The organism is Hyunsoonleella ulvae (assembly GCF_016827605.1).
GTDB lineage: Bacteria > Bacteroidota > Bacteroidia > Flavobacteriales > Flavobacteriaceae > Jejuia > Jejuia ulvae.
Map to the genome: position 1 here is coordinate 72,402 of NZ_JAEPJQ010000001.1, position 26,976 is coordinate 99,377.

The 26,976-nt window shown below is 33.8% G+C and carries 27 protein-coding genes and 1 riboswitch; of the genes, 13 read left to right on the forward strand and 14 right to left on the reverse strand.

The features are described from left to right. Positions 1-22: 22 nt before the first annotated feature. Positions 23-1,258 carry a glycosyltransferase gene (locus JS605_RS00310; RefSeq protein ID WP_203255718.1) on the reverse strand — a complete coding sequence of 412 codons (1,236 nt, stop codon included), beginning with the start codon at positions 1,256-1,258 and terminating at the stop codon, positions 23-25. Between the two features lie 55 nt (positions 1,259-1,313). After that, positions 1,314-1,787, reverse strand: coding sequence for a heme-binding domain-containing protein (locus JS605_RS00315; protein WP_203255719.1), 474 nt, complete (start codon positions 1,785-1,787; stop codon positions 1,314-1,316). 37 nt (positions 1,788-1,824) lie between these two features. On the opposite strand from JS605_RS00315, the gene JS605_RS00320 reads away from it, so the two are divergent. Continuing rightward, on the forward strand, positions 1,825-2,394 hold the full coding sequence (locus JS605_RS00320) for an adenylosuccinate lyase (protein WP_203255720.1): 570 nt from the start codon (positions 1,825-1,827) through the stop codon (positions 2,392-2,394). An 86-nt stretch (positions 2,395-2,480) separates the two neighbouring features. Further along, positions 2,481-3,824 carry an adenylosuccinate lyase gene (purB, locus tag JS605_RS00325; protein WP_203255721.1) on the forward strand — a complete coding sequence of 448 codons (1,344 nt, stop codon included), beginning with the start codon at positions 2,481-2,483 and terminating at the stop codon, positions 3,822-3,824. A 268-nt stretch (positions 3,825-4,092) separates the two neighbouring features. Here the strand turns inward: purB and JS605_RS00330 are convergent, their stop codons facing one another. The 4 genes from JS605_RS00330 to JS605_RS00345 form a co-directional block, all read right to left on the reverse strand. After that, positions 4,093-4,638 (reverse strand): DUF4252 domain-containing protein, encoded by a 546-nt coding sequence (locus tag JS605_RS00330; protein WP_203255722.1) that lies wholly within the window; start codon positions 4,636-4,638, stop codon positions 4,093-4,095. Positions 4,639-4,766: 128 nt separating this feature from the next. Next, on the reverse strand, positions 4,767-5,360 hold the full coding sequence (locus JS605_RS00335) for a DUF4252 domain-containing protein (RefSeq protein ID WP_239000215.1): 594 nt from the start codon (positions 5,358-5,360) through the stop codon (positions 4,767-4,769). A 14-nt stretch (positions 5,361-5,374) separates the two neighbouring features. Continuing rightward, the gene (locus JS605_RS00340; RefSeq protein ID WP_203255723.1) at positions 5,375-5,860 is read right to left on the reverse strand and encodes a hypothetical protein; all 486 of its coding nucleotides are present in this window, start codon (positions 5,858-5,860) and stop codon (positions 5,375-5,377) included. Then, entirely contained in the window at positions 5,847-6,356 is a 510-nt protein-coding gene (locus JS605_RS00345; protein ID WP_203255724.1) for an RNA polymerase sigma factor, read from the reverse strand. The genes JS605_RS00340 and JS605_RS00345 overlap by 14 nt, the downstream gene beginning before the upstream one ends. Before the next feature lie 486 nt (positions 6,357-6,842). On the opposite strand from JS605_RS00345, the gene JS605_RS00350 reads away from it, so the two are divergent. Both JS605_RS00350 and JS605_RS00355 read left to right on the forward strand, forming a co-directional pair. After that, positions 6,843-8,276: a S41 family peptidase gene (locus JS605_RS00350; protein ID WP_203255725.1), complete on the forward strand. Its 1,434-nt coding sequence runs from the start codon at positions 6,843-6,845 to the stop codon at positions 8,274-8,276. 12 nt (positions 8,277-8,288) lie between these two features. Then, positions 8,289-9,005: an adenine nucleotide alpha hydrolase gene (locus JS605_RS00355; RefSeq protein ID WP_203255726.1), complete on the forward strand. Its 717-nt coding sequence runs from the start codon at positions 8,289-8,291 to the stop codon at positions 9,003-9,005. Between the two features lie 199 nt (positions 9,006-9,204). Here the strand turns inward: JS605_RS00355 and JS605_RS00360 are convergent, their stop codons facing one another. Together JS605_RS00360 and JS605_RS00365 are read right to left on the reverse strand one after the other, a co-directional pair. Beyond that, positions 9,205-9,777, reverse strand: coding sequence for a PAS domain-containing protein (locus JS605_RS00360; RefSeq protein ID WP_203255727.1), 573 nt, complete (start codon positions 9,775-9,777; stop codon positions 9,205-9,207). 11 nt (positions 9,778-9,788) lie between these two features. Next, positions 9,789-11,663 (reverse strand): TonB-dependent receptor plug domain-containing protein, encoded by a 1,875-nt coding sequence (locus tag JS605_RS00365; protein WP_203255728.1) that lies wholly within the window; start codon positions 11,661-11,663, stop codon positions 9,789-9,791. Positions 11,664-11,727: 64 nt separating this feature from the next. Continuing rightward, a riboswitch (cobalamin riboswitch) is annotated at positions 11,728-11,972 on the reverse strand. Positions 11,973-12,042: 70 nt separating this feature from the next. On the opposite strand from JS605_RS00365, the gene JS605_RS00370 reads away from it, so the two are divergent. From JS605_RS00370 to JS605_RS00400, 7 genes are all read left to right on the forward strand, one after another. Further along, a complete protein-coding gene (locus JS605_RS00370) occupies positions 12,043-13,188 on the forward strand; it encodes an ABC transporter substrate-binding protein (protein WP_203255729.1) in 1,146 nt (381 codons plus the stop codon). After that, positions 13,189-14,220 (forward strand): FecCD family ABC transporter permease, encoded by a 1,032-nt coding sequence (locus JS605_RS00375; RefSeq protein ID WP_203255730.1) that lies wholly within the window; start codon positions 13,189-13,191, stop codon positions 14,218-14,220. Between the two features lie 16 nt (positions 14,221-14,236). Then, positions 14,237-15,031: an ABC transporter ATP-binding protein gene (locus tag JS605_RS00380; RefSeq protein WP_203255731.1), complete on the forward strand. Its 795-nt coding sequence runs from the start codon at positions 14,237-14,239 to the stop codon at positions 15,029-15,031. 145 nt (positions 15,032-15,176) lie between these two features. Continuing rightward, entirely contained in the window at positions 15,177-16,496 is a 1,320-nt protein-coding gene (locus JS605_RS00385) for a DNA recombination protein RmuC (protein ID WP_203255732.1), read from the forward strand. A gap of 149 nt (positions 16,497-16,645) precedes the next feature. After that, the gene (locus tag JS605_RS00390) at positions 16,646-17,260 is read left to right on the forward strand and encodes a transcriptional regulator (protein ID WP_203255733.1); all 615 of its coding nucleotides are present in this window, start codon (positions 16,646-16,648) and stop codon (positions 17,258-17,260) included. Beyond that, positions 17,257-17,958 carry a DUF3307 domain-containing protein gene (locus JS605_RS00395; RefSeq protein WP_203255734.1) on the forward strand — a complete coding sequence of 234 codons (702 nt, stop codon included), beginning with the start codon at positions 17,257-17,259 and terminating at the stop codon, positions 17,956-17,958. Before JS605_RS00390 ends, JS605_RS00395 begins: the two co-directional genes overlap by 4 nt. A 3-nt stretch (positions 17,959-17,961) precedes the next feature. Next, positions 17,962-18,498 (forward strand): acyl-CoA thioesterase, encoded by a 537-nt coding sequence (locus tag JS605_RS00400; RefSeq protein WP_203255735.1) that lies wholly within the window; start codon positions 17,962-17,964, stop codon positions 18,496-18,498. A 255-nt stretch (positions 18,499-18,753) separates the two neighbouring features. Here JS605_RS00400 and carB read toward each other — a convergent pair whose 3' ends face one another. Together carB and rpmH are read right to left on the reverse strand one after the other, a co-directional pair. After that, positions 18,754-21,606, reverse strand: a complete 2,853-nt coding sequence (gene carB / locus JS605_RS00405) for a carbamoyl-phosphate synthase large subunit (RefSeq protein ID WP_203255736.1) — start codon at positions 21,604-21,606, stop codon at positions 18,754-18,756. A gap of 113 nt (positions 21,607-21,719) precedes the next feature. Then, the gene (gene rpmH / locus JS605_RS00410; RefSeq protein ID WP_027878648.1) at positions 21,720-21,881 is read right to left on the reverse strand and encodes a 50S ribosomal protein L34; all 162 of its coding nucleotides are present in this window, start codon (positions 21,879-21,881) and stop codon (positions 21,720-21,722) included. A gap of 211 nt (positions 21,882-22,092) precedes the next feature. Between rpmH and JS605_RS00415 the strand changes: the two genes are divergently transcribed. After that, a complete protein-coding gene (locus tag JS605_RS00415) occupies positions 22,093-22,671 on the forward strand; it encodes a M48 family metalloprotease (RefSeq protein ID WP_203255737.1) in 579 nt (192 codons plus the stop codon). Between the two features lie 242 nt (positions 22,672-22,913). Here the strand turns inward: JS605_RS00415 and cls are convergent, their stop codons facing one another. Genes cls through JS605_RS00430 form a run of 3 tightly spaced genes read right to left on the reverse strand, consistent with a single transcriptional unit; the run spans position 22,914 to position 26,004 of the window. Further along, on the reverse strand, positions 22,914-24,368 hold the full coding sequence (gene cls / locus JS605_RS00420) for a cardiolipin synthase (RefSeq protein ID WP_203255738.1): 1,455 nt from the start codon (positions 24,366-24,368) through the stop codon (positions 22,914-22,916). 5 nt (positions 24,369-24,373) lie between these two features. Further along, the gene (locus JS605_RS00425; protein ID WP_203256702.1) at positions 24,374-25,294 is read right to left on the reverse strand and encodes a lytic transglycosylase domain-containing protein; all 921 of its coding nucleotides are present in this window, start codon (positions 25,292-25,294) and stop codon (positions 24,374-24,376) included. Positions 25,295-25,344: 50 nt separating this feature from the next. After that, complete coding sequence (locus tag JS605_RS00430) at positions 25,345-26,004, reverse strand: alpha/beta hydrolase family protein (protein ID WP_203255739.1); 660 nt, start codon at positions 26,002-26,004, stop codon at positions 25,345-25,347. Between the two features lie 125 nt (positions 26,005-26,129). Here JS605_RS00430 and JS605_RS00435 point away from each other — a divergent pair, with 125 nt between their 5' ends. Then, entirely contained in the window at positions 26,130-26,426 is a 297-nt protein-coding gene (locus JS605_RS00435; RefSeq protein WP_130936895.1) for a GNAT family N-acetyltransferase, read from the forward strand. 57 nt (positions 26,427-26,483) lie between these two features. On the opposite strand, the gene JS605_RS00440 is transcribed toward JS605_RS00435, so the two are convergent. Continuing rightward, on the reverse strand, positions 26,484-26,975 hold the full coding sequence (locus JS605_RS00440; protein WP_203255740.1) for a hypothetical protein: 492 nt from the start codon (positions 26,973-26,975) through the stop codon (positions 26,484-26,486). Position 26,976 lies beyond the last annotated feature (1 nt).

A 26,976-nucleotide genomic window follows, 5' to 3' on the forward strand; every position in this document is an offset into this window, starting at 1 on the left:
CTTAAGCTTAGCCAAAACACCATTAGGCTTTATTCTTTGCCTCTATCCACTTACCGAGATATTTTGTACTTTGAAGTGTATGATGCAGAAGCATCTGCCCTGTGAAATTAACACTCCTTTTTTTATGGAGTTGCTTTAGGGTATCGTTTAAAATTTTTACAAAATAGGGCTTTATTTGCGCTTTATTAAAACGCGTGTTAATAATATCGAATCCGTTTAGCTGTTTATCTTTCCATAGCGCTTTATTTTCATATAGTTTAACGCAGGCATTTGCAAAAGTCTCTGTGGTATCCTTAATGTAACCGTTAGGTGTTAAATCACCAAACATACCTTCTGCACCCATAGTAGTTGTTACTATTGGTGTACCATTACGCATCGCATCAATTAGTTTTCCTTTTAAACCAGCTCCAAATCTTATCGGTGCCACAAGCACCTTAGCTTTTTGCATTACTTTTTCCACATCATCTGCAAATCCTTTTATAAAAAATCGTTGGGTCTCGTTATGCAATTGTTTTACCTTATCAGTAGCGTAGGCACCATACACATGTAATTCAGCCTTAGGTAATTGTTTTTTTACTAGAGGCCAAATGGTCTCTTTTAAGTATAAAACCGCATTATAATTAGGTTCATGCAAAAAATTACCAATAGTTATAAAATGTTGCCGTTCATCAGACTCAGTAAGTTGTGCTATGTTATCTTTAGAAATTTCATCTAACATAAAAGGAACGTATAGCAATAGTGATGCATCTACTTTAAAATCCTTTTGAAGGATTTCCATTTCAACCTCAGAAATTATCAAACTTAAATCGCATCTGTAAATACTTGCTATTTCTCGTTTTGCAATATCATTGAATAAATATGTTTTATCAAATGGTTTTTTATCCTTAAAAGCTTGATGTCTTCCTTTACGTAAAAAATGCAAATCTTCGGTATCTAAGACTCTAACAGCATTAGGACAATGTTCTGCAACGCGCCATCCAAACTGTTCTTCCATCATAAAACGGTCAAATAGTACTACATCAGGATTCAGTTCTTTGATAAATTCATCAAAACTTGAGTCATTCAATTTAATGGATGCAGAAACCACATCAATAGCATTTAAATCAAAAGCATTTTCAGTTTTAGCACAAGGACTAGCGAAGGTTATATTGTAATTTTCAGAAAGAAAAATTTCAATTAGCTGCAACATGCGGCTACCAGTAGCAGAACTGTTAGGCTCTGGCCATACGTAACCAATAACCAATAATTTTTTCTTCATAAAAAACTAAGATCCAAAAACAAAATCCTAAATGTGAGCTTTTGGAATTTGGTGTTTATTCCGGCTTAGGCTCTAAACCATATTGAAGTCGTACGCGCTTTGCCCAATCTACAACAGCCTTAATTTGTGCATCCGTCAATTTCGCATCTCCATGCGTCCAGGTATACGAGTTTAAAGGCATTTCTCCCTCTTCAACTTCCTCTATTAATTCCTCAAACTTATGGTCTTTTCGCTTTACAGAATTACCTTCCCATTGCGACACGTTAAAATGTTCCTTTCCCTCTTCAATATGATGATTTAACCAATAATTAACTGGTGTAATAGCGTTATACCATGGGTAATTTGTTGTATCGCTATGACAATCATAACACGCATTCTTCAAAATAAGCTTTACATCCTCTGGTGGGTTTGTTTCTTTCTCGAATGCTTCAACGGAAGCTATATCCCCTAAATTCTTATCAGGCCCAAAAAACTGAGCAATTACCAACAAAATTAAAAGTACTAAACCTATTTTTTTTATTATTTTCATCAAAGTAATTATTAGATTTTAAAAATAAGAAATCCTTTTGACTACAGCCGAACTTTATGAAGAATTAAATTATGTAAATCACTCCAGAGAGAAACGTTTACATTATGCTAATTTATTACTAGCCAACCCAAAACTCATCCCTAAAGTATTAGACATATTATTTATGGTAGATGATAAAATTTCCCCTAAAGCTGCTTGGATTTTAGAGTTTATGTGCAGCAACACTATAGAAGCTATTATTCCTTACCTTGATATATTCACTAAAAATATAAAAACCGTACACTTAGATTCTTCTGTGCGACCTGTTGCTAAAATATGCGAACTACTCGCTGTAGCTTATACCTCAAAAGAGAAAAATAAAATAAAGAGTAACCTAATGCAGCATCACAAGGAAAGGATTATAGAAACCTGTTTTGATTGTATGATTAATGATGAAAAAGTAGCTCCTAAGGCTTACTCCATGACGACACTATTTCTTCTAGGAAAAGAATATGATTGGGTATATCCTGAATTAGTTTTAATCTTAGAACGCGATTTCCATTTGCAAAGTGCTGCATTTAAAGCACGTGCTAGGCACATCTTGAAAAAAATCAAGAAAAACAGTTAATCTATAACCATCAAAAACTTCAAGCTTCAAGCTTCCGTCTTCTATCTAAATAAACTATCTTTGCACCTTTAAAATTTCAAGCACGTATGTCTTTATCATCACTCAATGCCATCTCTCCAATTGATGGTCGTTATAGAAACAAAATCAACGACTTAGGCAACTATTTTTCTGAAGAAGCACTTATTAAATATCGTGTTCTAGTTGAAATAGAATATTTTATTGCACTTTGTGAAATTCCATTACCACAATTGGAAAAGGTAAATCATGATATTTTTAATGACCTAAGAGATATCTACAAGGAATTTTCTGCTGAAGATGCTACAGCCATAAAAGATATTGAAAGTGTTACCAACCACGATGTAAAAGCTGTAGAATATTTTATAAAGGAAAAATTTGATGTTTTAGGCTTATCTGAATTTAAAGAGTTTATCCACTTTGGGTTAACCTCTCAAGATATCAATAACACTGCAATCCCTTTAAGTATCAAGGAAGCCATGAACGATGTTTATGTGCCGGAATATTTTACTGTTTTAAATAAATTAAAAGCGTTGGTTAAGGAATGGGCACAAGTGTCTATGTTAGCAAGAACCCATGGACAACCTGCATCGCCAACGCGCTTAGGTAAAGAAATTGATGTTTTTGTAGTACGTTTAGAAGAACAATTTAATTTATTAAACGATATACCTAGTGCTGCCAAATTTGGTGGTGCTACTGGTAATTTTAATGCGCACCATGTTGCATATCCTAATATAGACTGGAAAGCGTTTGGGGATAGTTTTGTACAAGAAAAATTAGGGTTGCAACATTCCTTCCCTACTACCCAAATTGAGCATTACGACCACATGGCTGCGTTATTTGACACTTTAAAACGCATCAATACTATTTTAATTGATTTGGATAGAGACATTTGGACTTACGTATCCATGGACTATTTCAAACAAAAAATTAAAAAAGGAGAAGTGGGCAGTTCTGCAATGCCACATAAAGTAAATCCTATTGATTTTGAAAACTCTGAAGGTAATTTAGGCATTGCTAATGCTATTTTCGAGCATTTATCTGCTAAATTGCCAATATCCAGATTACAAAGAGATTTAACTGATAGTACTGTTTTAAGAAATGTGGGGGTTCCTTTTGGACATACCATTATAGGTTTTAAATCTACCCTAAAAGGATTAAACAAACTCTTGTTAAACGAAAGTAAGTTTGCCGAAGATTTAGAAAACAACTGGGCTGTGGTTGCCGAAGCAATTCAAACCATTTTAAGAAGAGAAGGTTACCCTAACCCATACGAAGCTTTAAAAGGGTTAACAAGAACTAATGAAAAGATAAACCAATCTTCTATTTCAAATTTTATTGATACCTTAGAAGTCTCAGATGCGATAAAAGCAGAATTAAAACAAATTACACCTAGCAACTATACCGGAATTTAATAGTTATGTTAAGCAATAAACAATCTCTTTTCCTTACTGGCTTTATGGCTGCTAGTATCTTTGTATTTGGCATACTGGATGTCTTAGACAACTTTATAGTACTTACTGTTTTAACACTAGTGTTTTTCGCCATACTCATCAACTTATTTTACACATATTACCAGAAACGGCAAAACTAAGTTATCTCAACTGCTATAACGGTATTAAAATAAACAAAAAGGGGTTCCAAAATATTTGGAACCCCTTTATCATTAACATCGGTATTGCATCATAACTTAAAAAAATCTAACATCTCCTGCATTTGGGTTTCATCAAGGTTAGAGGTCCTTAGAGCTTCCCCTAAGGTTATCATTTTTTCAGGGCTCATATCATTTCCTAAAATTCTAACCACGGCAAACCCCATGTCTTTGGCACTTCCAAAAAGAATAACTTCATCTGCATCCTCATCATCCCCAATGTATTTTACCAAAATTTTTCTACCGTTATCACTAAATTCCATTAAATCTTGGTATTTATCTTGCCGTAGTATAGACTTAACTTTATCTAGCTCCGTTTCATAAATAGCTGTATTGGTATCATTAATATTAAAACCCAAGAAATTTAATCTACGTACAGAATTAAACGCCTCTGTTTGCGCCTCGGTAAAATTTGTTTTATCTATTTTAACCATAGATACTGGTAAATCTTGAGATATAAAATTTGGCTGTTCTTGGTGGTCTACAAAATAGCGCTGTAAACTTGGCTCATTACTGCAGCTCATCAAAACAAGGCTAAATAAAGTTAGTATTAAAGAAGTTTTAACTGCTCGTTTCATGTTGTGACGTTTGGTATTGGTTGTTTTCCAAAAAAAGAATTACCCAATGGGTTACACAAATTTTCTTCATGCCACTTAAAAGTAGCATGAAGAAAATAGTTGTTCGGTATTTTTAATTGATGATGTTTTTATTGTTCTTTACCTAAATGTTTCCCTCCAGGAATATTCATTTTCTGGGTTAATTTAGAGATTTCGTTTAAATCTATATCTCCTGTCATAGATACCACTACAGTTTCTATTTTACGAGCTTTTCCATTAATCTCTACCTTTTCATCCATTTTCTTATCGATGCCCGTTACAAAAATCAGGAGTTCTTTAACGTGGTCGTCATCTTTTCCCTCTTCTACATAGAACTTCACTTCAGTACCATCGTCTTTTACCTCCATTAATTCTTCTAACTTACTAGAACGGGATTTTACCCATTTAGAGATATCAGCAGAAATATCAGAGTTGTCTGTAACTATAGTTTTAAAGCTGGTAATACTTTTTACCATATCCAGATACGCCTGTGCTTCAGGATCATCAGTATCAATACCTATTTTAGAAATCATCTGAAACATTTTAGGCTTAATGTTTACATACGTTACATTAGGATCGTCACTATACTTATCAAATATATTTTTTTGTGCCATTCCAGTAAGTGGCAATAACATAATTGCCATTACAAATACTACTAATCGTGTTTTCATCTTATTTGTGTTACCTGTATTTAAAGTTTTCATTTTTTAATGTTTTACTAATTCGTTTTAAAGATTATACTCGTAGAGTTTTCGATTTCGTTCAAGTAATTTAAGGTAGATGCTCCTTTGTTAACCTCATCTAGGTAACTCACGGCAGACGTCCCTTTATTAAAATGGTTTGAAATCATCGCTAACTGTTTTGATACTTCGTCTAGCGCTTCCTCTGGTTTACAATAGGTACCTAAGTCGTTACAATTATCGTCTATAACAGGTATACTAAAATAAACGCCCAACAAAATAGCTGCTACTGCTGCAACCGATAACCACGTGTTATTAAATACATTTTTAGTTTTTAATGGTAGGTCTTTAGTAAACTCTTCCTGTTGGTTTCCCAAAAAATATACAAACATGGGTTTGTAATGCTCTAAGTGTGGTGCAACCTTGTCTCCAGAAAAATAGTTTTTTAACACGTGCTCTTCCTTAAGGCTAGTTTCCCCGTTCTCGTACTTTTCAAGTAATTTTTCTATATTATTTAATACCATAATTATGCGTATTAGTTAATCGTTCTCTTATTGTTTTTCTCGCTCTAGACAAGGCTACCCTTACCGCCGTATTATTCATATCCAGCATTTTAGCAATCTCATCAAAGTCGTATTCTTCTATATCCCTTAGCTGGATTATCATACGCTGTTGTTCCGGTAATTCCTGTATAATACGCTCCACCCAACTTACGCTATCATTTAATTCAACCTGTTTCTGCAGCGGCGTACTTTTTTCCTCATAATTACTATGTACAATTTTTAAATTTTGTGCTTGTTTAGATTTTAGTTTATCAAAACAAAAATTCTTTGTCATCGTCATAGAAAAGGCCTCCACATTCTTATACTCTCCTATCTTACCTTTATTGCGCCATAGTTTTAGCAACACCTCTTGGGTGGCATCCTCAGCCTCTTCGGTAGATACCAGCAATCGTTTAGCTAAACGAAACACTTTATCCTTAAAAGGCATCACTATGTTTAAAAACTCGCTTTGAGTCATTTTGGTTGTGGTTAGTGGTTTTATAAAAACAGCTTTATTTGTGCTATTTGTAATTACGACGACCTACTATTTATTTTGTTACAAGAACATTAAAAAAATTATATTTTGAGCGTAACCCACAAGGGGTCAGGCTTTCGGCAGTCGCTTTTTTGTGTTGCATAGGTGCAACAACACAAAAAGAGCTTCAACAAATGCCTCAATCCCTTACGCGGGGCATACTTGCAAGCATAGTTCCCATACACATGCATTTATTTATTGTCATCTAATGGTTTAGCTCTTAGCTCTTAGCTCTTAGCTCTTAGCTCTTAGCTCTTAGCTCTTAGCAAGAATAACAAAAACAAAAGTTTTAACCAACACCCAACACCAAACACCCAATACCCAACACCTAATAGCCAATAGCCAATAGCCAAACATAAAATTTTTTATTACGCAATAATGTAAGTAAATTTAGGGTTTTATAGACTACTATATAAAATTGCGAAAAAGATGAAAAGAATAAAAGCCCTAACACTAATATTGGCTACCCTAGTTTTAACTAGTTGTTTTGAAGATAGAGACGATGTCCCAATTCAAACCAAAGAGATTAATGATTTTGTTTGGAAGGCTATGAATTTTGTGTACCTATACAAAGATGAGATCCCAGACCTTGCTGATAACAGGTTTTCCAACAATGATGAATATAATGAATACCTCAATAGCTTTACAACCCCAGAAAATTTATTTGAAAGCTTAATTTTTGATCCAAATACAACAGATCGATTTAGCTTTATCGTTGATGATTACATTGCGTTAGAACAACAATTCTCTGGTGTTTTTGTAACCAACGGCATGGAATTTACACTGTATGCAGCTCCAAATAGCAATACAGACCTTATTGGTGTAGTACGATTGGTACTTCCTAATTCTGATGCTGACAATAAGGGTGTAAAACGAGGTAATTTATTTGCTCAAATAAATGGCACTACCTTAACACGAGATAATTTCTCCTCCCTATTTAATCAAGATAGTTATACAATTAATTTGGGTACGTATAATGATAATGGTACTCCTGAAACCACAGACGATAGTATAGAAAACACAGGCACAAACATAAGCCTAGATAAATTCCAGTATACCGAAAATCCTATTTTTATTTCTGATGTTTTACAAGTTGCAGGTCAAAATGTAGGCTATTTAATGTATAACGGATTCACATCAGGATCTGAAAACGAACTCAATACAGTATTTGGCAACTTTAAATCAAACAACATACAACATCTGGTTTTAGATTTACGCTACAACCCTGGTGGAAGTGTTAGTACTACAACTTTTTTAGCAAGTATGATTACAGGACAATTTACTGGAGAGGTTTTCGAAAAATTAATATACAATGAAAATTTACAAGAGCTAAATACCGATTTTTTATTTGCAAATTCATTACCAAATCAAACAGGCATTAATAGCTTAGGGCTAAGTAAGATTTACGTTCTTACCACATCTAGATCTGCATCTGCAAGTGAAGGTTTAATTAATGGGCTATCACCATACATAGATATAGTACAAATTGGAGAGAATACTACAGGAAAAACACAAGCCTCAAGAACATTTTACGATTCTCCAGATCTAAGTAGAGAAGGTGCTAATCCAGCTCACACCTATGCTATACAGCCTTTAATTGCAAATGGCATCAATAAAAATAGTGAAACCGTACCTGGTACAGGCCTAACACCATCCATAGGTTTTGAATACGAAGAAAGACCATTAAATCTAGGGAGTTTGGGGGATGTTAACGAACCCATGTTAGCTTTGGCTTTGGCCGACATAGAAAATTCCACTAGCAAAAGGTTCTTAATAAAAGATATACCTGCTTTAATCACGCAAAAAGAAATGGACAGTTATGATTTCCTTCCATTTGAGAAAGGTGGTATGATAGCAGATTAATTTTAGTTTTTTTTGAAACCACACAAAACCTACTTCAACTGGAGCTCCGGTAAAGATTCCGCCTTGGCACTCTATCATATATTACAAGATGATAGTTTTGCTGTCGAGGAACTCATTACAACTGTAAACTCTCACTACAACCGCGTATCGATGCATGGGTTGAGAAAAGAGCTATTGGTAACCCAGACCAATGCTCTAGATATCCCTGCGAGCTTTATAGAACTCCCGGAAATGCCAAGTATGGAAGTGTATGAACAAAAAATGAACGCAACGGTCTCAAGGTTGAAAAATGAAGGCTTTACCCATTCAGCTTTTGGAGATATCTTTTTAGAAGACTTACGCAAATACCGCGAAGACCAATTAGCAAAACAAAGCTTTAAAGCTGTATTTCCCATATGGAAAAGGGATACTAAAGAACTGTTAAACGAGTTTCTAAATCTAGGTTTTAAAACCATAATTGTTTGCGCAAACTCCAAATACTTTGGCGAAGATTTTGTTGGTACAGTTATAGATAAACACTTTATAAATAGCCTCCCCGATGGTGTAGACCCATGTGGGGAAAACGGAGAATTTCACACCTTTTGTTTTGATGGCCCTATTTTTAAAAACCCCGTAGCATTTAAAATAGGAGAAAAAGTATACCGCGAATATGACCACCCAAATACTGACGACTCTGTTTGTACTGCGGATAAATATGGTGTTTGGTACTGTGATTTACTTCCAGTTTAATTCTGCAAGATTTTTAAAACCTGATAAGCATGAAAGATAGAACCTACAAGGCTTCTAAAACCTTGTAGGTTCGATTACATTTAATTTGGAAATCCTCAAAAAACAGACCTGTCATTCTGAACTTGATTCAGAATCCACAGTTAAATTATAAGAACCAGAAACAAGTTAAGGTTAACAAAAACTTAGTATATTCAATCATTTAGCCAACCTGGCGCTCTAAAGCAATAAAATGCGTCTTCGTAGTATCATGATGGTATAAGGGAAAAATCTTTACTTCACATTCATAAGGGTTTCCATCTTTCTTGTAATTAGTAATACCTTCCTTAAAAGGTAAATTACCTTGAAGCTTTTGTTTTATACTTCTCCTCGAAATGCTGGAAGAATTATCACCTTGTAAAATCCTTGGCGTTTTATTCAAGACTTCAACCTTGGAGTAACCCGTCATGTTAGAAAACCCCTTATTTACCCACACTATTTTTTGATTTGAATCAGTAATAATAATAGCTTCATAAATTTCATTTTCAAAAATTGAATCTATATTGTTTTCCCAATTCATCTCTATAGCAAAAGCCTTTACCTTCTTTATATCCTGTAATCGTCTAGCATCATTTAAACCATTAAAATAGTCTTGTCCATAAATATCCCAACTCATAAGTGGTGTTATTATTCTGGAGCTATTCGAAATTTTAGAAGACACCTTTATATACTCCTCCTTACTTAAGGATGAGAGATATACATCCAAGCACATCATCTTAGATAAATTGTGTTTCATGGTTTCAAGGCTTATAAATTCAAATTCAATCCTAAACTCACATTTCTACCTCTTGTAGTATACCCTAATATTTCAAAGTAATCTTCATTGAGAAGATTGGTAATGTTTGCAAATACTTTTACCTTGTCTTTAAGGATTTTATGACTAAAATATAAGTCAATTAAAGAGTAAGCACTTAAATCTTCGTTAACAAACGTAGAAAAATTGGTATCCGTTCGCTCTCCAACGAATTGATAGTTTAAAGACGCAAAAGTGCTTTCACAAATAGCGTAACCTATACTTGCATTTGCTTTGTGTTTTGGTATTCGTAAGCGTATACCGTCTTTAACCTCAATAAATGTATAATTTGTAGAAATTGATAAATCATCAATCAAATCTATTTGGGCTTCTATTTCAATACCATGAACAGTAGCATCAGTTGTGGCATTTTCGTATGTTGATCCGAAAATAATCGTGTTTTCTTCATTTCTATTGAAGTAAACAACGCTTAAACGTAAATTCTTTTTAGTATTATACTCGATTCCCCCTTCAATAGTAACATTCTCCTCTGGCTCTAAATCAGGATTTGGTCCAAAAAAACCAAACAATTGGGACAAGTTAGGTGCAATAAAAGACGTTGCATAAGACCCAAAGGCTTTAGCATACCCTTTACCCAGGGAAATACTGTATGAAGGATTAAAATTATATACAAAATGAGAACCATACTCACTATGGTTATTCATCCTCCCTCCTGCATTGACATTTAAACCAAATTCTGACACATAAACAACGTTTAAATACGGATCGGTATTCGTAAAGCTTTCATCATCGGTAAAAACGCTTTTATAATCTCCATAATTTAAACCAACAATGGTATAAAATTTATCATTGAAGTTGTATTTATTAAAAGCATCAACAACATAACTATCCGCCTCATTTACAGAGCCAAAAGCAGAAATAGTTTCCCTATCAATTTTAGTATATGCCGCATTTACTTGAAAGCTTCCATTCTTATAGGTAAATTTCGGAGCAATACCTACACGCTTTTGTTGCGAAATAAATTCATCATCAGTATCCGCAAAAGCAAAGGTAGGAGGTGGAAAACCATCTATATCTGTTTTAAACTTATCTAAACTAGCATAGGCTGTGAACGCTATATTATCACTAAACTTATAACCCAGCTTTACATTAGTATTGTACCTTGAAAACGGATCTTTCTCGGGAGTTTCAGATGCAGCTGCAGATAATCCGTCCACAAATTGATTGCCAAAACTGGCCAGATATGTTAACTTATTTAAAGTTCCATTTACTGAAACATTGTTAATAAAACTAGCTCCATTATAATTCAAATCATCCTGCGTTTGATTGGTACCTACAACACTTAAAAAATTACCAGATATTTTATCTTTAGAAGCTTTTTTAGTAGTAATACTTATAACTGCAGTCGCTGCCGCATTACCATATAAGGTACTAGCCGCTCCTTTTATAATTTCTATGGATTCAATGGTGTTTAAATCCATTAGGCGTAAATCAAATTCATTATTTACCAAAGAGGGGTCGTTTAGTTGAACACCGTCCACCAACACTAAAACCTGTCTGTTATTACCACCACGAATAAAACTGGAAATATTTTGTCCAGCCACACTACGGGAACCATTAATTTCAATACCACTTTTGGTATTAATCAATTCTGTTAGTGTTCTACCTTGATTCCTCTCAATTTCTTTTTGAGAAATTTTAATCACTGTTTTACCTGAATTTTCACGTTTTAAGGCAAAACGAGAGTCTGAAACAACAACCTCATCCAGTTGCTCTACTTTTGTTGAATCTACCTTTTGTTCTTGTGCAAATCCAAATAATGATATACCAAAGCATAGTACACCAAAGACACCTGTTTTTTTGTTCATTTTAAAATAATTACTCGAGAATCGCATGGATCATCATACGCAAACTTTTATCCCGAAAGTTTAACTTAATTGTTTGAATATGGCAGGTCTCCTGACTTATTTAATGTTACTTTACCTTCCCAGCATAACGCCAGTGGTTTTGTAGTAAGCAACATCCTTTACTCTTAGGTGCTGAAATGATTTCAGCATAAACTTACAGTTGCGGGAACAGTTCTGGAATTCCACCAGATTCCCTTTTAATTGATACACGTGTATCCTTGATTTCTTTCAGGATCTCATTAGTATCAAACCAAAATTCTATGCAAAAGTAAACAATCCCTTTAATGTTTATATAAAAACTTTAAATAATATTACTTTTGAAGAGATTAAACACTGAGTTTTGAAAAAGCTAATCTTCTTTTTAAACATCTTACTTTTTATTTCATGTAAAAGTGAACTAGGTAAAAAACCAAAAGAAAATGTTGAAGGTGTTCCTGTAAAGTTGAAGTATGCAAAAGGGTTTTCAATAAAAAAGCTTGAGACCTATACCATTATAGAAATACATAAACCTTGGCCTGAATCAAAAAGAAAATATCGATATGCACTATTAAAAAACAATTACGAGCCAGATTATTGGATCGATGAGAAACAAAGATTTGATAATACTATAGAGTTACCAATAAGAAAAATTGTTGTTACCTCAACAACCCATCTTCCTGCACTGGAATTATTACATGTCGAAAAATCACTCGTAGGATTCTCTGGAAATGATTATGTATCTTCCAAAAAAATCAGAAAACTAATTGATAATGGAGACATTAGAGAATTGGGTAAAAACGAAGGCTTGAATACGGAAGTATTACTAGAATTAAACCCTGATATTTTAGTAACATTTGGAATTGAAGGAGGCAATCGTTCACTGGAAACCATTAAAAAATCTGGTATTCCAGTAATTTTTAACGGTGATTGGGTAGAAAGCTCTCCTCTTGCTAAAGCGGAATGGATTAAATTCTTTGGTGTTTTATTTGGTAAAGAAAAGGAAGCCGATTCTATTTTTAATACCATTGAAAAAAATTACCTAGAAGCTAAAGCACTAGCTAAAAATGTTATAAACCAACCAACCGTATTGAGTGGCGCCATGCATAGCAATATTTGGTATTTGCCCAATGGCACAAGTAACGAGGCACAATTTTTAAAGGATGCCAATGTAAATTACCTATGGAAAGACACAAATGGGTCTGGAAGCTTAAAATTAAATTTCGAGTCGGTTTTTGTAAAGGCTAAAACTGCCAACATATGGTTAAGCCCATCAAACTATTCCAGCTACATTGATCTTAAAAATGGTAACGAAAACCATAGTATATTTGATGCATTTCAACATAAAAACATCTATACATTTACCAATACTACTGGTTCTACTGGTGGCGTTTTATATTATGAATTGGGAATGACACGACCAGATTTGATATTAAAAGACATCATAAAGATTTGCCATCCAGAATTGCTTCAAGATTATACACCTTATTTTTTTAAACCCTTAGAATAATTGCCTAACACACAAACATACCGTTTACCATTTATCATTCTAACATTGGTTTTAGTGGTTTGTTTCTTTATCAATATAAGTTTAGGTTCGGTATACATTCCCTTAAAGGCTATTTTTAATAGCCTGATTGGAAACACAACAACGCAAGAAACATGGCAGTATATTATTCTAAATTACAGATTACCTAAAGCTTTAACAGCAATTATAGTGGGCTCTGGTTTAGGCATTTCTGGTTTGTTAATGCAAACCTTATTTAGAAACCCACTAGCTGGTCCTTTCGTTTTAGGCATAAGCTCAGGAGCAAGTTTAGGTGTAGCTTTAATTATTTTAGGCTCTGGAATTTTTGGAGGTGTTTTGGCATCACTTTTTGTAACAAAATGGGGCATTGTTATCGCTGCTGGCCTAGGAAGTTTTTTAGTATTATTAGCTGTACTCACAGTTTCCATAAAAGTTAGAGACACTATGGCTATTTTAATCATAGGCTTGATGTTTGCAAGTATAACAGCGTCTATTGTAAGCGTGCTTTCTTATTTTGGGTCTGCAGAACAACTACAACAATACATTTTTTGGGGTTTTGGTAGCTTAGGACATTTATCATGGCAAGATTTAATAGTTTTAATAACAGTTTACTTAATTGGCATTTTATTAGCCATCATCTCTACAAAATCTTTAAACACTTTATTACTAGGGGAAAATTATGCTAAAAGTTTGGGAGTAAACATCAAAAACAACAGATTTATCATTATTATAGCTACGAGTCTATTAGCTGGAACCATCACTGCTTTTACAGGACCTATTGCTTTTATTGGTTTAGCCATCCCACATATTACAAGACAACTTTTTAATACCTCTAACCACAAAATACTACTACCTGCTGTATTTTTGTTGGGGGCTATAGTACTATTAATTTGCGATAGCGTTTCCCAATTACCTAATAGCGACTTTGCATTACCTATAAATGCTATTACCTCTCTAGTAGGTGCTCCTGTGGTAATTTGGTTATTAATTAGAAAACGTAAAATGATATTTTAAATGCTAAAGTGAAAGCGTGAGCGAAGACAAAAGACATATCATCCTTAAAACCGATAACTTATCCATAGGGTATTCATCCAAGACATCCCAAACCGTTGTGGCTTCAAACATCAACATTACATTAGAAAGTGGAAAGTTGGTAGGATTAATTGGCGCTAATGGCATAGGTAAATCTACACTTTTAAGGACGCTTACCAAAGTACAGAACCCAATTAGTGGGGATGTAATTTTGAATAATAAGCCCCTTCTGGAATATGCTGCCTTAGACTTGGCCAAGATGCTAAGTTTAGTACTTACAGAACCCGTTGCATCAAAAAATCTTTCTGTTGTTGAGTTGGTAGCTCTCGGCAGGCAACCTTACACTAATTGGATAGGAAATTTGCTAAAGCAGGACATCAAAATTATTGATACAGCTCTGGAACAAACCAACATTACTGCATTAAAACATAAAAAATGTTTTGAACTCAGTGACGGACAACTTCAAAAAGTAATGATTGCCCGTGCCTTGGCTCAAGATACAGATCTTATTATTCTAGATGAACCCACCACACATCTAGACATGTATCATAAAGCCTATATTTTAAAATTGCTGCAACAATTGGCAAAAAATACAGGTAAAACTATTTTGTTTTCATCCCATGAAATCGATTTAGCAATTCAACTTTGCGATACCTTAATTGTAATGACTGAAAGTGAAGTTGTTTCTGATGAACCTTGCAACCTTATTTCTAAAGGTACTTTTAACAAATTATTCCCTAAAGATTTAATTAGTTTTGATGAAACTACAGGGAGTTTTAGGTTTAAAAAGTAGTAAGCAGTATACAGTGTCAGTTGGCAGTAGCTGCTTTCTAAAAAAAGCATTCATTCAAAAATTTAGTTATGTTGATACTTTGCATCTTCACACTTTTGCAAGAGGTAATAAATCATTTATATTTGGTTAAACTTCTTTTTACACAATGAACGACAACTTAATCATCATTACAGCTGCTATTATTTTCGCAGCAATAGGCTTCTTTTTAGGCAATTACTTTTCAAAACTGAAAAATAAAAGCGAACAAAGCACCTTAGAAGAACGCCAAAACCAAATGCAACATACTATTGATGATTTAAAGCAAAATCTAAGTAAGATTGAAGCAGAGCGGGAAGAGATTCGTCGTGAAAAAGAATTTCTAAACACTGAGTTGGCTAGAAAAAATTCTGAATACGAAAATCTACAGGAACAAAACTTAAAACGCGATAAAGAGTTAGAGCAACGCCAAGAACAATTACGTAAAGATTTTGAACTTTTAGCCAACAAGATTCTAGAGGAAAAATCCAATAAATTTACTGAGCAGAACAAGGAAAATATCAAGAATATCTTAAACCCTTTACAGGAAAAAATTCAAGGTTTTGAGAAAAAGGTAGAAGCGTCTCAAAAAGAAAGTATTAGCATGCATTCTGCCTTAAAAGAGCAATTATTGGGCTTAAAAGACCTTAACCAACAAATGACTAAAGAAGCTACCAACTTGACAAGAGCTTTAAAAGGCGATAGTAAAATGCAAGGTAATTGGGGCGAGTTGGTTTTGGAACGGGTTCTTGAAAAATCGGGATTAGAAAAAGATCGTGAGTATTTTGTACAACAAAGTTTTACAAGAGATGATAATTCTCGTGTCATGCCTGATGTGGTGTTACATTTACCTGATGGTAAAAAAATGATTATTGACTCTAAAGTGTCTTTAACTGATTACGAACGTATGGTAAATGCTGATGAAGACGACAGACCTCAATTTTTAAAAGCACATGTTAATTCCATTAGAAAACATGTGGAGCAATTGTCGGCCAAAAACTATCAAGATTTATACGACATAGAATCTCCTGATTTTGTATTGCTATTTATTCCTATTGAACCTGCATTTGCCGTAGTTGTAAATGAAGATAATAGCATTTACAATAAAGCGTTTGAAAAGAATATTGTTATTGTAACACCGTCTACATTGTTAGCAACTCTACGTACTATTGATACCATGTGGAATAACGAAAAACAGCAACGTAATGCCATAGAGATTGCTCGGCAAGCTGGTGCGCTTTATGATAAGTTTGAAGGTTTAGTAAAAGACCTTACTGGTGTTGGTAAAAAAATTGATGCCGCCAAAACCGATTATTCTGCTGCTATGAATAAATTGGTAGACGGTCGTGGTAACCTCATTACCAGTGTAGAAAAGCTAAAGAAAATGGGGGCTAAAGCAAAAAAATCGCTTCCTGAAGCCATTATAAAACGTGCTGAAGACGACACGTAAATTTCAGCTTAATTACCCTACATATTTGTATATCACATAAAAACATGATATATTTGAGTATTCCCTTAAAAAGGAATATTTTAATTTATGCCTTAAATAAGGAATATTTTAATTTATGCTCTTTAAAAGGAATATATTAGATGTATATTATGACCAGTATCATTACAGGAGATATTATCAAATCCAGAAGCTTAAAAAACCCTGAGCTTTGGATGCCTGCTTTAAAGTCTGCTTTATCGTATATTAATACCAACGAAGTACAGTGGGAAATATACCGTGGCGATAGTTTTCAAATTGAGATTAACGATATTTCTAAAAGCTTTATTAGTGCGGTTTATTTAAAAGCTTGCATAAAAACGATTAATGGCCTAGATGTAAGACTGGGTATAGGTATTGGAGATAAAACGTACCAAAGCCATACGATAAGCGAATCTAACGGAGAGGCTTTTATCTTTTCTGGAGAAACCTTGGAAACTTTGAAAAAGGAAAAAGTTAACTTAAAACTAAAAACAGCTAACGAAGTGCTTAATAAGGAACTTAATCTATATTTAAAACTAGCATCAACGTTTATGGATAGTTGGACCGTGAGTTCTGCTGAAATTGTTAAATTAAGCATAGAGCAACCTAGTGCCTTACAGCAAGAACTTGCTGAAATAATAGGCACAAAACAAGATGCTATAAGTAAACGCCAAAAACGCGCTGAACTTGACCTTATATGGGAACTTAATGCTATGTTCCAACAAAAAATAGCCTCACTATCATGATTTTAATTAAACTCTTATTAGCACATTTAATTGGCGATTTTTTTCTACAACCCGAAAAATGGGTTAAAGAAAAAGAAAAGAAAAAACTAAAATCGTCAAAACTCTATTTTCATGTTTTAATACATATTGCTGCTACTGCTATACTTTTATTGGATGTATCGCTATGGCCTATAATTGTAATTATTGGAATGTCGCATTTTATAATTGATGCCTTAAAACTCACTTTTCAGAAGAAAAAAACAAAACGTATACTGTTTTTTGTAGACCAGTTGCTTCATCTTTTAGTAATTCTTGGTTGCTTTTTTTATGTTGAAAATAGTATGAGTGTTTTAAACATTTCCTTGTCCGAAAGCCAACTCCTACTCATAACCTGTTTATTGTTTTTATCGATTCCTGTATCCATTATTATGAAAACCATTTTTTTAAAGTGGAATATTTCAGAACTCACTAAAAATAATGAGTCCCTTAAGGATGCGGGGAAATATATTGGTATTTTAGAGCGCATTTTGGTGTTTATTTTTATAATTTCTAACCATTGGGAAGCTGTTGGTTTTTTAATTACAGCCAAGTCTGTTTTCAGATTTGGCGACTTAAAAGAATCTAAAGACCGACAACTCACTGAATATATTTTAATTGGCACCTTAATTAGTTTTGGAATTGCAATACTAACAGGTATACTGTATACCTTTTTAACTTAATGTATGTTTAAGCACCCTAAAGAATCACAAGTTTCTATTACAGAATTAATGCTACCTTCCCACTCAAATTTTAGTGGTAAAATTCACGGAGGTCATATTTTAAACTTAATGGACCAAATTGCTTTTGCTTGTGCTTCTAAGCACTCGCAACACTATTGTGTTACGGCTTCTGTAAACCGTGTAGATTTTTTAAATCCTATTGAGGTTGGCGAATTGGTAACGCTTAAAGCTTCGGTAAATTATACAGGTAGAACTTCTATGGTTGTGGGGTTGAGGGTAGAATCTGAAAACATACAAACAGGAGAGGTTAAACATTGTAACTCTTCGTATTTTACAATGGTTGCTAAAGACGAACATGGCAATAATGTGGCTGTTCCTGGTATTATTTTGGATAGTGAACAGGCTGTACGACGCTTTGCCAGAAGTATTGCTAGGCAACAACAGGCTAAACACCGCTCTACAAAGTTTAAATCTTCTGAGTTTAAGATTGAGGAACATATTGAGAGCATAAAACAGCAAAATGCTAAAATTGAACTTTAATGCAAAGACGCCTTCATTAGGGATTGCAGCGGTATCCTTTTGTTTATTTATTAAATAAGACTAACTTGTAATTTTACATTATGGATTCCTGCCTACGCAGGAATGACAAAACAAAAGACCTACCTGTCGGCACGCAGGTATAACGGAAAACCTGTCTACGAGCAAGCAGGCCCGACCCTATCTTAAGAAGGTAACACCCTTAAAAACAAAAAATCCCGCTTTTAAAACGGGATTCTTAATTTATGTCTTAAGGTTTTATTTACTTAAGTACATTTTACGTCTGGAGTACAAATCGTAAAACTCATCGTCTTTTAAACTATCTATAAATAGGATACTTTCTCCTGTACTCTTCATTTCTGGCCCTAATGTTTTATCTACATTTGGAAATTTATTGAATGAGAATACGGGTTGTTTTATCGCATAGCCATCTAGCTCTGGTTTGAAGTTAAAGTCTTTTATTTTCTTTTCTCCTAACATTAGCTTAGTTGCAAAATTAACGTAAGGTTCTCCGTAAGCCTTGGCAATAAATGGCACTGTTCTAGATGCTCTTGGATTGGCTTCGATGATATATACCTTATCGTCTTTTATAGCAAACTGAATATTGATTAAACCTACCGTATTGAGTGCTAGGGCAATCTTTTTTGTGTGGTCCTTTATCTGTTGCATCACAAATTCCCCAAGGTTAAATGGTGGCAAGGTAGAGTTACTATCTCCTGAATGGATACCACATGGTTCTATATGCTCCATGATTCCAATAATATAAACCTCTTCTCCATCACAAATAGCATCTGCTTCAGCTTCAATGGCACCTTCTAAATAGTGATCCAATAACAACTTGTTATTTGGTATTTTATTTAAAAGATCGATAACGTGTTCTTCTAATTCTTTTTCGTTGATCACAATTTTCATCCCTTGACCTCCTAAAACATATGATGGTCTTACCAAGATTGGGAAGTCTAATTCTTTAGCCACAGCTAGAGCTTCATCTGCGGTTTCGGCAGTATCAAACTGTGGATAAGGAATGTTGTTTTCTTTTAATAAGGTTGAAAAACTTCCTCTATCTTCTGCTAAATCTAAAGACTCGAAGCTGGTTCCTATAATTTTAACACCGTAACGAGATAATTTCTCTGCAAGCTTTAAAGCGGTTTGCCCTCCTAACTGTACAATAACACCTTCTGGTTTTTCATGCTTGATGATATCGTAAATATGCTCCCAAAATACTGGCTCGAAGTACAGTTTATCTGCTGTGTCAAAATCGGTAGATACGGTTTCTGGGTTACAGTTAATCATTATAGTTTCATAACCACACTCCTTGGCTGCGTATACACCATGAACACAACAATAATCAAACTCAATACCTTGTCCAATTCTATTTGGTCCAGAACCTAAAACGATAATTTTTTTCTTATCTGTAACCACACTTTCGTTATCAGAATAACGTTTACCATCTGCTGTTTCCATATCACTTTCAAAAGTTGAATAATAATATGGTGTTTTAGCCTCAAATTCTGCTGCACATGTATCAACCAATTTATATACACGGTTAATCCCCATCTCTTCACGCTTATTATAAACTTCACTTTCTAAGCATCCTAACATGTGCGCTATCTGTCTATCCCCATAGCCTTTCTGCTTCGCTTCAAGCAGTAATTCTTTGTCAATAGAATTTATGTTGTATGTAGAAATCTCTTTCTCTAAGAAAAATAGTTCTTCGTATTGCTTTAAGAACCACATATCTATCTTAGTAATTTCAAAAATTCTGCTTAATGGGATTCCCATTTTTATGGCATCGTATATGGTAAATACACGATCCCAAGACGCATGGGTTAATTTTTCTATCACCTCATCGTAATTGGTGTTTTCCTTACCATCTGCACCTAATCCGTTACGTTTAATTTCTAGGGATTGCGTGGCTTTATGTAAAGCTTCTTGGAATGAGCGTCCTATACCCATAACCTCTCCTACGGCTTTCATTTGTAGACCTAAAGTTCTATCTGATCCTTCAAACTTATCAAAATTCCAACGTGGTATTTTTACGATGACATAGTCTAAAGTAGGCTCAAATAATGCTGAAGTAGATTTTGTTATTTGGTTACTCAATTCATCTAGACTGTAGCCTAATGCCAATTTCGCAGCAATTTTAGCGATTGGATACCCTGTTGCTTTACTCGCTAACGCCGAAGAACGAGATACACGCGGGTTAATTTCTATAGCGATAATTTCTTCTTGATCATCTGGACTTACAGCAAACTGCACGTTACACCCTCCAGCAAAATCCCCTATGCTACGCATCATATGTATAGCCATATCACGCATTTTTTGGTAGGTTCTATCACTTAATGTCATGGCTGGAGCTACTGTAATAGAATCTCCTGTATGTATTCCCATAGGGTCCATATTTTCTATAGAACATATAATTACCACATTACCATTGGAGTCTCTAAGTAACTCTAACTCATACTCTTTCCATCCTAAAAGTGCTTTATCGATCATCACTTCGTGGATAGGCGAAATTTCTAATCCACGACGCAATAATTTATCGAAATCTGCTTCATCATAAACTATTGCTGCTCCAGCTCCTCCTAGTGTAAAAGAGGAACGAATACAAAGTGGAAAACCAAACTCTTGTGCTATTTCTTTTCCTTTTAAGAATGAAGATGCTGTAGCCTGTGGTGCCATACCAACACCTATTTTACCCATGAGCTCTCTAAATTGCTCCCTATCTTCGGTAATATTGATGGCATCTATGTTAACACCAATCATATCTACTCCAAAATCTTCCCAAATACCTTTTTCGTCGGCCTCTATCGCTAAATTTAGAGCGGTTTGCCCTCCCATTGTTGGTAATACCGCATCAATTTGAGGGTGTTCCTTTAATATTTTTACTATTGATTTGGTATTCAACGGCAACAAATACACATGATCTGCCATTGAGGGATCTGTCATGATTGTTGCTGGATTCGAATTAATTAAAATGGTTTCAATTCCGTCTTCTCTTAAAGATCTTAAAGCTTGAGAACCTGAATAATCAAACTCGCATGCTTGACCAATAATGATAGGACCTGAACCAATGATTAGGATAGATTTTAATTTCGGATTTTTCGGCATTTTTAAAAGTATTCTATTATAAATTAATCGGTTTGCAAATTTAGTGATAACTAAACATAAAAAAAGGCGTTACACTTAAGCAACACCTTTAAAATATCAACAATTGTTAATCATTATTTTTTATGTCTTGTTTCAGATGATACAGACAATTTCTTTCTTCCTTTAGCTCTTCTTCTAGCAAGCACTTTTCTACCATTAGCAGAAGCCATTCTCTCTCTAAAACCGTGCTTGTTTCTTCTTTTTCTTTTAGAAGGCTGAAACGTTCTTTTACTCATCGTTTTATATCTTTAAAATCTGAATTTTATCTTTTCTGAAATAATTTTGACCCTTCGGCAAAACTGGGGGCAAATATACAAAGCTTTTTTATTTCACAAACCTATTTTAAAAATATTTTTTCCATAAAAATTTAGTTTCTTTGCATTTTAAAATAAAAATGGGCTAAAAGTGAATGATCTTGCCCTACATTGTAATAAAAAATCAATTTTAATGTTCAATAAAATTATAAAACTAATTTTAGCCGCTGGAATCGTAGCTTATGCCGTATACCAATTTTCTAGAGGAAATATTGGTAATGGTATTTCTCTTATCTTACTAGCTGGTGTTTTTATATTCCTTTATTTTAAAAATGAATTTATCCTCTTAGCTTTTTTACGCCTTAGAAAGCAAGATTTTGATGGTGCTAAAAAATGGCTGAATAAAATTAGAAATCCAGAGGCTGCTTTGGTAAAAAAGCAACAAGGTTACTACAGTTACTTACATGGCATTATGACCATGCAGGATAACATGAACGAATCTGAAAAACATTTTAAAAAGGCTGTGAGTTTAGGGCTTTCTATGAAACACGATTTGGCAATGGCCAAGTTAAACCTAGCAGGTATTGCATTCTCTAAGCGTAGAAAACGTGAAGCCCAACAGCTATTAAACGAAGCTCAAAAACTTGACAAACATGGCATGCTTACTGACCAAATTAAAATGATGAAGCAAAACATGAAACAAGCTGTTGGCCCTAACCAACATTTTGGTGCTGGTGGCTCCTTAAGATCACAGAAAAGGAGAAGTAGATAGTTTAACAACTACACTTTTTATCAGGGTTGCTTTTTAAAAAAGCCGCAGAACTTCGTTGATTTTTTAGCAAAGATAGTTATACTTTACAGCCTAGGACAACTACTATCTTACACTACTAACATTACAGCAATTAAGATACATAAAGCGTGTTATGGTAATTTCAATATTATGAAGCAGTAGACATAAATAATATCTAAATTTGAAATTTAAATACTTTTATGTGTTTCTTACGAGGTTTCAAATTAAATAAGTGGTGCCCACAACCTACTATACGATTCTTTAAACTTTTCGTACTTAGGTCTATTTATCCACTTGTTAAGTTCAACTTTTTCAGTGTATCCCAAGTCTTCAAGAAAATGCCCTTTTAAAATTTTACTATTTTCAGCGTCATAGATAAAAGCATTTACTTCAAAATTTATATTGAAGCTTCTGTAATCCATATTAGATGTGCCTACAGTTGAAAAAATATCATCCACAACCATGGTTTTCGCATGTATGAAACCCTTTGTATAGTAATACACTTCTATATTAGCTTCCAATAACTGTTCTAGGTACGAATTTGTAGCATATTTTACCATCCAAGAATCTGATTCTCTTGGAATAATCAGTTTTACATCCACACCACTTTTTGCCGCTACTTGCAACGCCGTTATTATTTGATCATTAGGTACAAAATATGGTGTAGTAATGTAAATATAATCTTCTGCTGTATTTATAGCTGTAAACATGGCTTCCATAATATAAGGCCAATCGGTATCTGGACCACTGGATGCTATTTGAACCGCTACGTTATCGTTACAGACTACCTCAGGAAAATAGCTCTTGTCTATATTTATTTTTTCCTCAGACACAAAATCCCAAGTTGTAAAAAAACTAATTTGTAAAGAATTTACGGTTTCGCCTACAACTCTTAAATGAGTATCTCTCCAAAATAAATCTCCATCCTCATAGTTCACATATTCATCCGCTATATTTATTCCTCCAACATAAGCTATTTTTCCATCTATTATAACTATTTTCCTATGGTTTCTATAGTTCATCTTACCTGTGAACTTTGAGAACAATACTGGCATAAATGGATAAAATTCCACACCACTACTATCTAATTGATGTTTCATTTTAGAGGACAATTTACTACCTACATCATCATAAGTCAATCTAACTATCACTCCTTTCTTAGCTTTCTCGCATAAGATATTTAAAACCTTAGAACCAATCCTATCATCCCTCAAAATATAATATTCCAAATGAATGTGATGTTCGGCTTTCTCTAAATCGTTAATCAAAGATTCGAACTTTTCCTTACCATTTTTAAGGATATTTATAGTATTACAAAATGTAAGCGGTGAGTATTTATTGCTGTACAAAAGTTCAACAAGTTTCATTTTATGGTTTAAATCGCCATCCAACTTTTTTATTTTGTCCCCTGAAAGCTCCAAAGCACTATTTATAGACTTGATAGTAGTTTGGTTAAGCACTTTCTTTCTATTGAAAATTTTATTTTTTCGGTACTCTTGACCAAATAAATAATACACTAGAACACCGAAAAAAGGAAAAAAAACCAAAACAAGGATGTAAGACAATGTTTTGGTTGGGTTGATATTTTTTAATATCACTGTTATAGCTGCTGATATGGCTATAATGTAATTAAGAATTATTAATATATTCCAGTAGTTATCTTTTAGATATTCTACCATCTATACTAATTATAATAGCCTTCTTTGGGAATCTCAATAAAATACTGCTTTCTAGATTTATTATTTAAATGAGGTTCTCTTAGCCAAGGATTGTGAATTTTTAATATCTTATAATTAATCCCAAAGCGTTCTGCAAACTTTGTAAAATCAGTAACTGCAGTATCTACCTCAACCTTAAATGTGGGTATATTGGTATATAAATCTTTATCTCTAAAATTAAATCCGTATTTGTCTGGATGGGACAGTATTTCTTTTAAGGCTACAATCCTAAACACATAGCGGCCTGTTTCTTCTCCAAGTAACAAATCGTAATAATCAGAAACATTTTGTTCTTCCAAACGACGCGCAACTCCAGCATTCCCTGCGTTATATGCAGCTGCAGCCAATGTCCATGAGCCTAATTGCTCCTTAGCCCTGATTAGATATTTGCTGGCTACTTCTGTTGCTTTTTCTAAGTGATAACGCTCGTCTACATTAGTATTTACCTCTAACCCATTCTCACGACCAGTGGCTTTCATAATTTGCCAAACCCCTCGTGCTCCCGCTGGGGATACTGCATTGGTTAAACCACTCTCGATAACTGCCAGATATTTAAAATCATCTGGCACTCCATATTTTGCCAAAATAGGTTCTATAACAGGAAAATATTTTTTAGCCCGCTTAAACATGAGCAAGCCATTAGACTGCCAATAGGTATTTACCAAAAGTTCCCTATCCATACGTTCTAAGATATCAGGGTTATCTAAAGGCATAGCCTCACCAGCAAAAGATAAATCTTCTGGCACCTGTAAGGCGTAAACATTATAATCGTTAATTACTTTCTTCTCGAAATTTTCATCAGTAGGAGCGTCTTGGAGGGCATAAATAAATAGTAAACATAAACTTAATAATCCCACAAGCGCCAGCATTCTTTGTATGGTCTTCATCATCAAAAAGTTTTTTTAAAAATAAAAAAAATCATGTATTTATTGAGTAATTATAGGATTATATCTGGTAAATTCTCGTTAAACCACTTGTATTTATTAATAATAGCGATGTGGGTACCGCCTTTAATAGTTATGCAATTATCAATATGCTTTATGGGAAAAACAGGATCTTTATCTCCATGAATATGAATAACATTAGCATTTGGCTCATCTTGCTCCCAGCATACTACTTGTTTTATGGCCCAGCTTAAGTATTTAGGATCGTTTACGGATAAATACTTTTTATAAAGTTCTAAACGCTTTGCCATGGTTTTCCCAAAGGCATACTTCTCGAAAACCTCTATTTTATTTGCCAATTGCGTGGGTACTAACTTATAAGCTCCGGTAGACTTAGCCAATTGCATTTTTAATGGTAGTTCGTGTTTAGACTTTACACTAGAAACAATAATCAATTTTTTAACATTAATATGCTTACTTATTTCTTGAACTAAAATACCCCCAAAAGACACGCCTAATAGCACTGGGTTGTCATGCCTTATTTTTTTTGTCATTCTAAGAGCATAATCGCTTAAGGTCTCTTCATCTAAAGGAACAAACCACTCTAGCTTGTGGATTTTAAATTGATGTTCAGGAAGCCGCAAATATTCAAAAATTAAAGGGCTTGCTGCCATTCCAGGCATTAAATAAACATGTATTATATCTTGATTCATAAGGTTTTAACTCTAAAATCCTTTTAATAGGTGAATATTTTTTGTACTTTTGCACAAAGTTATAGAAATAGTAATCACTATTCTAACACGATACTTCTTTATAATTAAATAATTAATAAACTACTATGGTTGAAGCTGCTGAATTAATTGACAATGATTTTTTACGTCAATTTGAATTAAAAATTGATGGACAATTGGCAAAAATTGAATATTCCTTACAGGAACGAAAAATCTTTTTAACGAAGTTAATTATTCCAGAAGAAATTAATAATGAAGAGGTTAAAAAAGAATTTCTTGCTGCCGTATTTGAACAAATTCAGGACAGAAATTTAAGTGTTATGCCTACAAGCCCTGCTATAGCTAAGTTTGTAAGAAGCAACAGAAAATATAAGAGAATGTTGCCTGTAGGTGTAAGAATCTAAACAGTACTTTAAAAAAATACAAAATCTGAAATCATTTTAAAGATTTCAGATTTTTTTTTATTCCGAAAACAGATCAATTTTTTGCTCCAGTTTAGCTATTTCTTTATTTAGGTACCTAACACTTATTTTTGGAGGCAAAGTAATATCAATAGCTACCTCGCTGAATACCAAATCCCCAATACTTAATTTTCCTTGAAGGTTATTCACAGTTATCAATGAAGATAGTATCATTTTTAAAATCTTCTTATCCTTGTATTGTAGCGTTAGCTTCTCGATATCTTTATCGGAGACCTCTTTAAACCTATGCAAGTGTAATTGAACCGAGGGAGGAATGGTAATCCCTACAATAAATCTATTCGTACGGTAACCCGCTTTTTCAATTATCGGAATAAGCGCCGCTATACCTTCAACAAAATCTACTGTTTTATCTTTTGTATAATTTCCAAAATCAGCAACCTTATCTAATCCTGATTTTAATTTATCTATTGCTTCATCAAAAGAGGATTGAATAAAATTTTTATTTTGCTTAGTAGGTAGTTTTTTATTCATT